Source organism: Streptomyces sp. NPDC021115 (assembly GCF_044333065.1).
Taxonomy (GTDB): Bacteria; Actinomycetota; Actinomycetes; order Streptomycetales; family Streptomycetaceae; genus Streptomyces.
Genome location: NZ_JBIRQF010000016.1, coordinates 1 through 12,502, shown reverse-complemented (window position 1 = coordinate 12,502; position 12,502 = coordinate 1). Strand labels below are relative to the sequence as shown.

8 protein-coding genes are annotated in these 12,502 nt (G+C 69.4%); 5 read left to right on the top strand and 3 right to left on the bottom strand.

From position 1 onward, the window contains the following. Positions 1–55: 55 nt before the first annotated feature. From ACH4TL_RS34270 to ACH4TL_RS34250, 5 genes are all read left to right on the top strand, one after another. Complete coding sequence (locus ACH4TL_RS34270; RefSeq protein ID WP_398324087.1) at positions 56–1,585, top strand: helix-turn-helix domain-containing protein; 1,530 nt, start codon at positions 56–58, stop codon at positions 1,583–1,585. A 1,262-nt stretch (positions 1,586–2,847) separates the two neighbouring features. After that, on the top strand, positions 2,848–3,561 hold the full coding sequence (locus ACH4TL_RS34265) for a LuxR C-terminal-related transcriptional regulator (protein WP_398324084.1): 714 nt from the start codon (positions 2,848–2,850) through the stop codon (positions 3,559–3,561). A 248-nt stretch (positions 3,562–3,809) separates the two neighbouring features. Then, complete coding sequence (locus ACH4TL_RS34260) at positions 3,810–4,535, top strand: thioesterase II family protein (protein ID WP_398324082.1); 726 nt, start codon at positions 3,810–3,812, stop codon at positions 4,533–4,535. A gap of 10 nt (positions 4,536–4,545) precedes the next feature. Then, complete coding sequence (locus tag ACH4TL_RS34255) at positions 4,546–5,370, top strand: mycofactocin-coupled SDR family oxidoreductase (protein WP_398324080.1); 825 nt, start codon at positions 4,546–4,548, stop codon at positions 5,368–5,370. 44 nt (positions 5,371–5,414) lie between these two features. Beyond that, on the top strand, positions 5,415–8,246 hold the full coding sequence (locus ACH4TL_RS34250) for an amino acid adenylation domain-containing protein (RefSeq protein WP_398324078.1): 2,832 nt from the start codon (positions 5,415–5,417) through the stop codon (positions 8,244–8,246). Between the two features lie 6 nt (positions 8,247–8,252). Here ACH4TL_RS34250 and ACH4TL_RS34245 read toward each other — a convergent pair whose 3' ends face one another. Genes ACH4TL_RS34245 through ACH4TL_RS34235 form a run of 3 tightly spaced genes read right to left on the bottom strand, consistent with a single transcriptional unit; the run spans position 8,253 to position 12,491 of the window. Beyond that, entirely contained in the window at positions 8,253–8,618 is a 366-nt protein-coding gene (locus ACH4TL_RS34245; protein WP_398324076.1) for a nuclear transport factor 2 family protein, read from the bottom strand. Continuing rightward, positions 8,615–8,824: an MbtH family protein gene (locus tag ACH4TL_RS34240; RefSeq protein WP_398324075.1), complete on the bottom strand. Its 210-nt coding sequence runs from the start codon at positions 8,822–8,824 to the stop codon at positions 8,615–8,617. The genes ACH4TL_RS34245 and ACH4TL_RS34240 overlap by 4 nt, the downstream gene beginning before the upstream one ends. A 58-nt stretch (positions 8,825–8,882) precedes the next feature. Then, positions 8,883–12,491, bottom strand: coding sequence for an amino acid adenylation domain-containing protein (locus tag ACH4TL_RS34235; RefSeq protein WP_398425411.1), 3,609 nt, complete (start codon positions 12,489–12,491; stop codon positions 8,883–8,885). Positions 12,492–12,502: the final 11 nt, after the last annotated feature.

Genomic DNA, 12,502 nt, shown 5'->3' with positions numbered 1-12,502 from the left:
ACCTCCCTTCCCTCCGGTCGCATGCGCATCTCATATCTGAGATAGCCTCTACTTCATGACTGACGACTACCTCTCCCGCATCGGCAAGCTCATCCGTGACGCCCGCCAGCACCGTGGCTGGACCCAGTCGCAGCTCGCGGAGGCGCTCGGCACCAGCCAGAGCGCGGTCAACCGCATCGAGCGCGGGAATCAGAACATCAGCCTTGAGATGATCGCCCGTATCGGTGAGGCGCTGGACAGCGAAATCGTCTCCCTCGGCTACGCGGGCCCGATGCATCTGCGCGTGGTCGGCGGCCGCCGCCTGTCCGGCGCCATCGATGTGAAGACGAGCAAGAACGCGTGCGTCGCCCTGCTCTGCGCCACGCTCCTCAACGCGGGCCGCACCACGCTGCGGAGGGTCGCCAGGATCGAGGAGGTCTACCGCATCCTCGAGGTGCTGGGCAGCATCGGCGTCCGCACCCGCTGGATCAACGACGGCAACGACCTGGAGATCGTGCCGCCCGCCGAGCTGGACCTCGACGCCATGGACACCGAGGCCGCCCGCCGCACGCGCAGCGTCATCATGTTCCTCGGCCCACTGCTGCACCGGATGGACCGCTTCCGGATTCCCTATGCGGGCGGCTGCGACCTCGGCACCCGCACCGTGCAGCCGCACATGACCGCGCTGCGCCCCTTCGGCCTCGAAGTGACCGCCACCGACGGCATGTACCACGCCCGCGTCGACCGCTTGGTCTCCCCCGGCCGCGCGATCGTGCTGACCGAACGGGGCGACACGGTCACCGAGAACGCCCTGCTCGCGGCCGCCCGCCACGACGGCGTCACGGTCATCCGCAACGCCTCCTCCAACTACATGGTCCAGGACCTGTGCTTCTTCCTCGAGGAGCTGGGCGTCAAGGTCGAGGGCGTGGGCACCACCACGCTCACCGTCCACGGCGTCACCCACATCGACCGCGATGTCGACTACGCGCCCTCCGAGGACCCGGTGGAGGCGATGAGCCTGCTCGCCGCCGCCGTCGTCACCGAGTCGGAGCTGACGATCCGCCGGGTGCCGGTCGAGTTCCTGGAGATCGAGCTGGCCATCCTGGAGGAGATGGGCCTCGACCACGAGCGCAGCCCGGAGTACGCGGCGGACAACGGCCGCACCCGGCTGATCGATCTCACCGTCCGGCCCTCCAAGCTCCAGGCCCCCATCGACAAGATCCACCCGATGCCGTTCCCCGGCGTCAACATCGACAACGTCCCCTTCTTCGCCGCCATCGCGGCCGCCGCCCAGGGCTCGACGCTGATCCACGACTGGGTCTACGACAACCGCGCCATCTACCTCACCGAGCTGAACCGGCTCGGCGCCCACGTCAAACTCCTCGACCCGCACCGGGTCCTGGTCGAGGGACCCACCCGCTGGCGCTCCGCCGAGATGATGTGCCCACCCGCCCTCCGCCCCGCCGTGGTTGTCCTCCTGGCCATGATGGCCGCGCCCGGTACCTCCGTACTGCGCAACGTGTACGTCATCAACCGCGGTTACGAGGACCTGGCCGAGCGGCTGAACTCGATCGGCGCCCAGATCGAGACCTTCCGCGACATTTGATGAGCGAATGCCGCCGCACCCCGTCTGACCTGCGATGCAACGGGTCAGGAAGGACTGCGGCGGCATCCCTGGGTTCTCTGGGACTTTGGGCCCGCGGCGGCTGCGGGCCACGCTCCACGAGGTCCGACGACCGACCCCGGCTACGTCACCTCCGCCGCGGCCAGAGCAGGCTCACTTCCCTGGCGAAGTCGATACCGTCCGCGGAGAGCCCGAGTGCCTCCCCTTGCCGGAGCCCAAGGCCCGCTCCGATCACGCCGAGCAGCCGGTAGCGGTCCGCCATAGCCGCCCGTACCGCCAGTGCGCTGGAGAGCGTCGCCCGGACAAGACGGATCGAGGTCGGACCCAGATCGTGCCCGTGTATCAGCGCCCGGCCGCAAACAGGGGCACCGGCATCGTCCCCGCGGTCGCGCAGCGCCGAGCCATCGTGGCCTGGTGAGCAGAATCAGGCCGGCATTCCGGGCTCGGCAAGACCGCTTTCGTAGGCGATGATGACCAGTTGAGCAAGGCGAAGCAGAACGCGGCCAGCACATCGAGCGTGATCAGGCATCGACGCGAGACATCACCCATGTCCTGAACGTATGGGGCCGGTTCGACGCACGTCCAATGCGGGCGTGGGCCGGGCGTATTTGCATGTGTTGTGAACTGCCTGTGACGCGCAGACAACTGCGCTCATCTCACCCAGCGGGCATCCGATCATCAGAATTCGATCACCGGCCTCCCCGTTTCGGCCACCGATCTGCCGCGTCCGGACAGCGCCCGGGCGGCGGGGCGATCATCCGGGGAAGCGCCCGCGCCGGGCACGAAACCGCAGGTGGTCGCGGGATCTGGGGCGACTCCGGGAGGATCAGGACCGCCGTCGCACCACACCCTCCCAATAAATGCATGGCCATGACCGGTACTCGCTCACCAATCGGAACATCCTCTTCCACTTGAGAACGGAACTTGCGTTCCACTCGATCACCTACGCATACTCGCATGAGCGCCAACCAACTCTTCACCTTCTGCAAATCTCCTACAAATGAACGGTGCACCGAAGAGGGCCGGGCAACCTCGGACGAGGTTCCCGGTCACGCCTCGCTCCTCCATCGCCGCCAACACCGGGCACCATCAATGGCAGGGCACCGCACGGGGGTCATATAGGAAGTAGAGAATTCTCGCTCCGACTCGCAACAACGAAGGAGAAACCTTCGAATGCAGGGTACGCCGACAGAATTCGACACAATCCGGCGCCGCGCCGATGAAACTCCAGGAGATTCAGGCAGATGGAGATCAACCTGTTCATCATCAGCGACAACCCGGTCTCTCTCGCCGGACTGGAAGCGATCATTGAGCAGGATGAGAAATTCACCCTAGTCGGCCAGGCAGTGAGCGGCCCCGACGGCATGCGATGCCTTGAGAAGACCGCACTGCAACCGCACGTCATCATCCTCGGCGAGCCGTCCTCGAAAAGATCCATTCACGAGTACGCGCAGCAGATAGCCTCGAAATACCGCCACGAGAAATCACGGCCCAAAATGCTCGTGGTCTCGCAGCACGATGACGACGACGCGATCTTCGCCGCCCTGCGCGTCGGGGTCAGCGGATACCTCGCACACATCAGATCGTCAGAGGAACTGCTCCATTCCATCAGGATAGTGGCCAAGGGGGGTGCCGCTTTCAGCCGGACCATAGCCTCTCGACTCAGCCGACACTTCTCCACCGTACAGGTCCTGCCGGAGCTGACGGGACTCTCCGAGCTGACGAGCAGGGAACTCGAAATACTGGAACTGATCGCAGGCGGACTGAGTAATCAGCAGATCGCCCGTCGGCTCTTTCTGGCAGAAAAGACGGTCCGCAACTATGTTTCGCGGATCTTCGCGAAACTGGAAGTGCACGATCGGGCCTCTGCGGCGATGCTGGCCCGCGACGCCGGCCTCGGCACCGAGACAGGAAAAGTCCGCATCGCGAAGCAGGGACTCACGTCAGACGTGGCGTGACGTCCTCCGGTCCGCCTCTCCCGCGGATGACGAAGCTCCGGTTGGCACAGGTGACCGGCAAGGTACCCCGCCGAACCGGGGCTTCGATGTGCCCAGGCACGCCCTTCCGCCCCGCCGACGACCGACCCGGATAGTAAGTCATGGCCGGAGTGCCAACGCCCGGCCGCCGGGGAACGATCACCACCGCGCTCGAAACCGGTATTCCGACCTACCGGCGCGCAAGGCACCGGAAAAGGAGTGAATAAGCCGTGCCCTCAAGCGACTTACCCCTCATCTGCCTCCCCTTCGCGGGCAGCGGAGCCGGATTCTACCGCTCCTGGAACAGCGTACCGCCCGGCCTCAGAGTCGTCCCGCTCCAACTCCCCGGGCGGGAGGAGATGTTCCTGGAGGAGCCGTTCACCGATGTGTCAAAGGCCGCATCCGCCCTCGCCCCACAGGTGCGGCAACTCGTCGGCGACCAAGCGCCATTCGCGCTCTTCGGGCACAGTCTGGGGGCCGTCCTGGCATACGAACTGGCCCGCGAACTATGCGGTCGCTCGGGACTGCGCCACCTGTACGTGAGCGGATCCCCCGGCCCCGAGAGCCGGCGTGCCCAGCGGGCGACCGGGCTGGACGACAAGGAGTTCCTGGCCCGTGTGGGCGAGTTCGCCGGCTATCGGCACGCGGCCTTCGACGACCCCGGTCTGCGGGAGCTGCTCCTGCCCCTGCTGCGCGCCGATGTGGCGATGCACGAGAACTACGTCTCCGACGCGGGCGCCCCGCTGCCCCTTCCGGTCACCTCGCTGCGCGGCGCCGACGACCGGCTCGTCTCCCAGGCGCAGGCGGAGGAATGGCGGACCACCACCGAGGCGGCCTTCACCTACCGGGAACTGCCCGGCGGGCACATGTATCTGGTCGACTCCCCGGAGCTGCTCCTGACCACGGTCGCGCGGGAACTCGGAGGCGACGCCGCCGCCCAGGCCGACACCGACTGAGGAGGGCACGGTGCAGTTGAAGGGCAAGACAGCCGTGATCACGGGGGCGGCGCGCGGGCTCGGTCGCTCCTGTGCCGTCCGGTTCGCGGCGGAGGGCGCCGACCTGCTGCTGATCGACATCGCCGACGACCTGGCCGGAGTGGGGTACCCCATGGGATCGACCGCCCAGCTGGAGCACACGGCCGATCTGTGCGCGCCGCACGGCGGCACGGTGCTCCCCGCACGCTGCGACGTGCGCGACCCCCGCAGGATCGCATCGGTCGTGGAGGAGTGCCTCGACCGCTTCGGACGGCTGGACGTCCTGGTCAACGGCGCGGGGATCGCCGCGCCCTCCGGCCGCAAGGTCCACGAGATCACAGAGGACGAGTGGTCGCTCATGCTCGACGTCGATCTGTCAGGGGCCTGGCGCATGACCAAGGCCGTGGTTCCGGCGATGATCGAGCAGCGCTCGGGAAGCATCATCAACATCTCCTCGACGGCCGGTCTTGTGGGCTACCGGCACTTTGCCGGCTATGTCGCCGCCAAGCACGGCATGGTCGGCCTGACCAAGGCGGCGGCGCTGGACTACGCGCCGCACCGCGTCCGGGTGAACGCGCTCTGCCCCGGATCCGTGCGGGACGACCCGCTCGTCGAGGGCCGGATGCTCTCCGAGATAGCGCGGTCACTCGACGTCCGCGTCGACGAACACGAGGAGGTGTTCGTCCAGGCCCAGCCGATGAACACCCTCATCGAACCCCCGGACGTCGCCGGGGCGGCCCTGTGGCTGGCGGGAGACGACTCGCGCCAGGTGACCGGCAGTGTGCTCACCGTCGACGGCGGCTTCAGCGCCCGGTGAGCGCATCCGTCCGACTGCCCGACCCTTCCGGAGAGGGAGACTCGATGACCGTACGGACATCTGCCTGTCACAGCCTGGTGGTGCGCGCCCGCCACCCGGTGGACCTGGAGCAGAGCCGGAAGTTCCTGGAGCAGGAGAGGGCGAGGCATCCGGAGCTGGCGGGGCTGAGGCTGTGGAGCCTGCCGCTGACGGTGGATTCCTCGGCGGGCCCCGGGCACGCGCGGGTCCGCCGAGAGGCGGAACGGCCGTTGCACCCTTGCGGACCTCCGGTGCGCGCCGTGCTCGTGGAGTACGCCGACGGGCTCGCCGACGCCGTCCTGGTGGCGCGTCGCTCGGTGCTGTACGGCGTCCTCGAACGACTGGCGGCACTCCTCCTCGACGGCGAGCCCCTCGACGGCCCTCCGCTGCCGCCCCTCGACGCACCAGGCACACAGGGCATGCCGGATGCCTCGTATGAGATCGCCACGGTGCCGTGGGGACTGGTGGATTCCGGCGCGCCGGACACCACCGCCGCCCATGCCTTGCCGCTGGCGGTCCGCCCGCTGTGGCCCGGGGAGGAGGTGCTGGCGGCCTCGGTGGCACTGACTCTGACGCGCTATCAGGGCGGGCGGGAAGCGCACATCGCGGTCTTCGACCGCATGTTCCGAGCAGGCAGTCCCGCTGCACGGTCCGTCCTGGTCGACGGGGAGGGCACGGTCGCGGACCTCCTGGCTGCCGGTACCGCCGCTCTTTCGCCCACGCTGGAGGCGGTGGCGGGCGTGGGTGCGGATGTGGGTGTGGGTGTGGTTCTCGGGGACGCCGCTTCCGGGGTGTCCTATACGCGGTTCCCGGATCGCAGGCTGCCCCTCGTCCTTCATCTCGAGCGGCAGCCGGACGGCACCTGCGCGGGTTTCTGCCATCACGATCCGCGCGCGGTGGCCGCGCGGTCCGCGGAATGGTTCGGGCGGAGCGTCCTGCATATGGCCCGGCAGCTGAGCACCGTACCCGCGGCGACCCCGCTGGCGGACCTGGGGCTGCTGGACGACGCCTCCGCCGCGGCCGTGACACGGCTGGGCGGCTTCCGCCCCACGGCCGCCCCCGACGGGCCTGCCGAACGGGTGCCGGTGCCGGACACCATTGACGGGCGGATCGCGGAGCTGGCTGAGCGATGCCCGGACGCCGTCGCCGTGAGCGACGGCGAGACCAGCCTGACGTACGGCCTGCTGAACGACCGGGCAGAGAAGGTGGCCGCCGGTCTGCGCGCCCTCGGCGTCGGCGGCGCCCGGGTGGGAGTGTGCCTGGAGCGGGACACCACGCTCATCGCCACCCTGCTGGGTGTGCTGAAGGCGGCCTGCGCCTACGTCCCGATGGACACCCGGTATCCCGAGGAGCGGCTGCGCTACACCGCGGCCGACGCACAGGTGCCGGTCGTCATCGGAGACCCGGCGAGTTTTCCCCGCGTCGAGGGGGTGAGGGTGATCTCCCCCCTGGAACTCGTGGACACCGGACCCGCTCCCGCACCACCGCGGGAGCGGGCAGGCGCGGAGACGGCCGCTTACGTCATCTACACCTCGGGGTCCACCGGTCGCCCCAAGGGTGTCGTGGTCCCCCACCGCAACGTGCGGGCCCTGGTGGACGCCACGTCCGCGGACCTGGGTCTCGGCCCGGACGACGTGTGGACGTTCTTCCACTCCGGCGCCTTCGATTTCTCCGTCTGGGAGATCTGGGGCTGTCTGCTCACCGGCGGCCACCTGGTCGTCGTACCGCACTGGGTGGCCCGCGACCCGGACGACTTCCACGCACTGCTGGCCCGGCAGCGGGTCACCGTCCTCAGCCAGACCCCGTCTGCGTTCTCCCAGCTCATCGAGGCCGACGCCCGGTCGGCACCGGCCATCGAACTCGCCCTGCGGCTGGTGGTCTTCGGCGGTGAACCCCTCAACACGGTGATACTGGAGCGGTGGTTCGCCCGCCACTCCCTCGCACAGTGCCGACTGGTCAACATGTACGGCATCACGGAGACGACCGTCCATGTCACCGCGCAAGAGGTGACCCCGCTGCAGGTCCTGGAACGGTCCCGGTCCGTGGGTCGGGCGCTGCCCGGCTGGTGGGTGTCCGTCCGGGACGAGCACGGCCACGTCCTGCCGCCGGGGCCCGCCGGTGAGATCTACGTCGGCGGAGCAGGGGTGGCCGACGGCTATCTCGGCCGCCCCGAGCTGACGGCGGCCCGTTTCCTCGACGACCCCGTGACCGGGGGGCGCCTCTACCGCAGCGGCGACAGGGGCCGGCTGAGGCCGGACGGACGGCTCGACCATCTCGGCCGCCTGGACACCCAAGTGAAGGTGCGGGGCCACCGGATCGAACTCGACGAGATCAAGTCGGTCCTGGTCTCGGATCCCGCGGTCGCCGACGCGGCGGTCGTGTTCCGTGAGGGCGAGGCGGGGGACCCGGCCGGTGCCCGTATCGACGCCTATGTGGTGCTGCGGGACGGCGGCTCGAAGAAGGACGCGTGGCGGGCGGCGCGCCGTATGCTGCCGGACCACATGCTTCCGGCCGGCCTCACCGAGGTGCCCGCCGTCCCGCTGACCGTCAACGGCAAACCGGACCTCTCCCGGCTCCCGGCCCCCGCCCCCGTCTCCTTCCCGGCCACGGCCCCGGAGGAGACGAAGGACAACCTCGGCGCCGAGATCCTCGCCGTGTGGTCCGGCCTGCTGGGCGTCGACGTGGAACCCGACAGCAACTTCTTCGAACTCGGTGGCAATTCCCTCCTGGTCGTCCGCTTGCTGTCGGACCTCCGCGAGAGGGGGCTGCCCAAGGTGACGCTCCGCGAGTTCTACGGCAACTCGACTGCGCACTCCTTCGTGGAGCTGGTCCGGAATCGCACCGGGAAGGCACCGTAGCCGCGCTCACACCAAGGGGGTGAAGAAGTACGTGGCGCGGTGAGCGAAGAGGCCGTTGCGGTCCGTTCTGAAGAAGTCGGCGAACCGCAGACTCACCGCGTCACCTCCCTTGAGCAACCCGGTGAACCCGCCGCGCACGACGGCCTCCTGATCGGCCGTGAGCAGTCGGTCGATCGTGTGCCTGCCGTCAGCGATGACCCGCTTCCCGTGATAGAAGGCGGCCAGTTCCCCCCGGCCGACCAGTGGCTCGTAGCCCGGCCGTTCGTAGGTCGCGTCGGGGGTGAAGAGTTCCACGAGTTCGTCGAAGCGGCAGGCGTCGACCAGGGAGTAGTAGCGGTACACCGCGTCGTGGAGCGGTAAGGCGCCGGTCATGAGTCCATGGCCTCCGCCAGGCTGCGCGGCCGCATGTCGGTCCACTGCCGGTCGATGTACTCCAGGCAGTTGCCGCGGGTGTCCTCGGCGTGGGCGACCGTCCAGCCGTCGGGGGCCGCGAGGGAGGCCGGCCACAGGGAGTGCTGCCCCTCGTCGCTGACGAGCACGAGGTGAGTGGCGTCCGGATCGTCGAATGGATTCGTCACCTGATGTCCTCATCTCTGGATACATGGATATCTGGGTCTACGGTCGTCCTGGAACGGCTCAGGAGAGCCGGCGCATCTTCTCGGCGAGGATCGGCCCGATGACCCGCAGCGCCTCTGGGCCGGCCATGGCGGCGTGGCCGCAGTCGACCGTGCGGTAGTCGAGCGGGCCGTCGATGTACGGGGCCCACATCTCCGGGGTGACCAGGTCGGACGGGTCCTTGTCGGTGGCCGCGAACACGACGGCCTCCGTGGCCACGGGCGTGTGCCGGTAGGCGGGGTTGATCCGGATGTCGTTGGTCATGACCCGCAGGACGGAGGCGATCCGGTCCTTGTCGAAGTCGGCCACGGCCGCGTGGTGCTGGTGGGCCAGTTCCGCGAACCGGTCGTGTGTGATCGGTTCCTCGTCGCCGACGGGTACCCCGAACGCCGTCAGCAGCGTCCTGTACACCATGGACGTGTCGAGGGCCGCCTCCTCCGCCAGTTCCCCGGGGGTCCTGGGCCGCGCGGGCTGCGCGTCGAGGAGGACCAGCAGGGGGACGTCGAACCCGCGCTCCCGCAACCGGGCCGCCATGGCATGGGCGACCACCCCGCCGAACGACCAGCCCAGCAGCGGGAAGGGGCCCTCGGGGCGCAGCCGAAGGAGCTCGGCTATGTAGTCGTCGGCGATCTCCTCGACGCAGCCCGGAAGGTCGTCCGGCTCGGACAGTCCGCGGGCCTGGATGCCGTAGAGGGGCACCTCCGTGGGCAGGTGGCGCAGCAGCCCGGCGTAGGACCAGCTGAGGCCGCCTCCCGGGTGGACGCAGAACAGCGGCACGCCCTCGGTGCGGGGCCGCAGGGGCAGTACGACACCGAAGGCGTCCGCCGTGTCGCCGTGGTCCGCTTCGAGGCGACGGGCGAGCCCGGCCACGCTGGAGGTCTCGAACAGGGCGCGCAGCGGCAGCTCCGCGCCCAGCACGTCACGGATGCGGCCGATCAACCGGGTGGCGAGCAGGGAGTGGCCGCCCAGGTCGAAGAACCCGTCGTCCACGCCGACGCGTTCGACCCCGAGGACATCGGCGAACAGCCCAGCCAGTACTTCCTCCTGGGGACTGGCGGGCCCGCGCCCGACGGCTGTCCGGTCCGGGGCAGGCAGAGCACGGCGGTCGAGTTTGCCGTTCGGGGTCAGCGGCAGGCCAGGCAGGGTGAGCACGGCCGACGGCACCATGTATTCGGGCAGCCGCAGGCGAAGGGCGTCACGGAGATCGCGGCGCTCGACCAGGTGCGGCGCGGCGACGCCGTCGTCGGGCACCACATGGTCGCGTACCGCATAGGCGACCAGCCTCTGGTCGCCCGGCTGGTCCTCCCGTACGACCACCACGGCCTGCGCCACACCGGGCTGTTCGCGCAGCAGGACCTCGATCTCGCCGGGTTCGATCCGGAAGCCCCGGATCTTGACCTGCTGGTCGGCCCGGCCGGTGAACTCCATCAGGCCGTCGGCGTTCCGGCGGACCAGGTCGCCCGTGCGGTACATGCGCGTACCGGCCGGGCCGTACGGATCCGCCACGAACCGCTGCGCGCTCAGCCCTGGCTGTCCCAGATACCCCCGGGCCACGCCACCGCCGGCGATGTACAGCTCGCCCACCACGCCGGGCGGCACCAGACCGAGGCGCTCGTCAAGGACGTAGACCCGTGTGTTGGCGATCGGCGAGCCGATGGGCGTGCGCCCCCGCGTCGCCTGCCTGCGGATGCCCGCCGACGTGGACCAGATGGTGGTCTCGGTCGGCCCGTAGAGGTTGACGACCTCGGCGGCGCGGGCGGCGAGGCTGTGCGCGAGGTCGGGCGGGAGTGCCTCGCCGCCCACGAGTACCCGGAGCCCGTCGAGGCACTGCGGCTGTTCGTCGGCGAGGGCCCGCCACAGCGTGGGGGTCGCCTGCATGACGGTGGCCCCGCTGTCCCGCAGCAAGCCGGCGAGCGCGGCTGGCGTACGGGCCGTGTCACGGTCGGCGAGCACGAGCGTGGCACCCCGCGTCAACGGCAGGCAGATCTCCAGCACGGAGATGTCGAACCCGACGGTCGTCACACCCAGCCAGCGGTCCTCACCGGTCAGCGGGAAGCGTACGGCCATGTCGGCGAGGAAGTTCGACAGCGCCCGATGTTCGACCACCACGCCCTTGGGCTCGCCCGTGGAACCGGATGTGTAGAGGACGTAGGCGGGGTTCGCGGGACAGGCGACGACCGGGCCCGGGTCGGTGTCCGGGCACCGCAGCAGTGCGGCTGCGGTGCCCGGGGCATCGGTGACGACCGTCGCCGAGGACGTACGCACGGTGAGAGCGACAGCGTCGCTGATGAGCACGAGCGCGGGAGCGGCCTCGGTGAGTATGTACGTCACCCGGGCGCTCGGGAACTCGGGGTCGACCGGCAGATAGGCCGCGCCTGTCTTGAGGACGCCGAGGAGAGCGGCGATCAGGTCGGCCGACCGCTCGTACATCAGCGCCACGGTCTGCTCCGGCCCGACGCCCTGGCCGATGAGCCAGTGGGCGATGCGGTTTGCCCGGGCGTTGAGCTGTGCGTAGCTCAGCTGCGTGTCACCCGCGATCAGGGCCGTGGCCTCGGGGGTGCGCGCCGCTTGTGCCGCGAACAGCTCCGCCACGGTGGGAGTCGGCACGTCCCGGTCGGTGTCGTTCCAGGCGCGCAGGAGTTGGTGGCGTTCGTCGGGGGTGAGGATGTCGGCCCGGCTGACCGGCGCCTCCGGATCCGTGGTCACCTGCTCCAGCAGCCGTACCCACCGCCCCAGGAAGGTCTCGATGGTGGCCCGGTCGAACAGGTCCGTGGCGTACTCGGCGACCCCGCGAATGCCCCCGCCCGACTCCTCGACCAGGCTGAGAGTGAGGTCCATGCGCGACACCCCGGTACCCACCGGCTCCACCACCACCTCCAGGCCCGGCAGCTCGAACCGCGCCTGCTCGGTGTTCTGCAACGCCAACATCACCTGGAACAACGGATGCCGAGCCGCCGAACGCCGAGGATTCAACTCCTCCACCAGATGCTCGAACGGCACATCCTGATGCACCAACGCACCCAGACCCGCCTCCCGCACCCGCCCCACAAGCTCCACGAACGACGGATCACCCGACACATCCGTCCGCAGCACCAACGTATTCACGAACACACCCACCAGGTCGTCCAGCACGGCGTCCGTACGCCCCGCCACCGGCGAACCGATGGGGATGTCCTCGCCCGCACCCAGCCGGGACAGCAAAGCGGCGAGTGCGGCCTGCAACACCATGAACACCGTCGCGTTCGACGACCGCGCCAGATCATTCAGGGCGCGATGCAGCTCCGGGTCGAGGGCGAAAGAGGTCACATCGCCCGAGTAAGTGGCCACGGCGGGCCGTGCGCGGTCGGCGGGCGGGCCTACTTCCTCCGGGAGATCGGCTAACTGCCGCTGCCAGTAGTTGACTTCTTCATCGAGCACGTCGTCCAGCACTTCGCGCTGCCACAACGTGTAGTCCGCGTACTGCACCGGCAACGGCTCCCACCCCGGCACCGCACCCTCCAACCGGGCCGCATACGCCTCCGCCAGGTCCCGGGCCAGCGGCACCATCGACCAGCCGTCCCCCGCGATGTGATGCAACACCACCAGCAACACATGCTCCGACGGACCGGCAGCGAACAGCCAAACCCGCACAGGGATTTCCG

What these genes read in the sequence shown, in the direction of transcription:
- ACH4TL_RS34250 (WP_398324078.1), top strand. Translation starts at nt 5,415, where the DNA reads ATGACCGTACGGACATCTGCCTGTCACAGCCTGGTGGTGCGCGCCCGC.
- ACH4TL_RS34265 (WP_398324084.1), top strand. Translation starts at nt 2,848, where the DNA reads ATGGAGATCAACCTGTTCATCATCAGCGACAACCCGGTCTCTCTCGCC.
- ACH4TL_RS34245 (WP_398324076.1), bottom strand. Translation starts at nt 8,618, where the DNA reads ATGACCGGCGCCTTACCGCTCCACGACGCGGTGTACCGCTACTACTCC.
- ACH4TL_RS34270 (WP_398324087.1), top strand. Translation starts at nt 56, where the DNA reads ATGACTGACGACTACCTCTCCCGCATCGGCAAGCTCATCCGTGACGCC.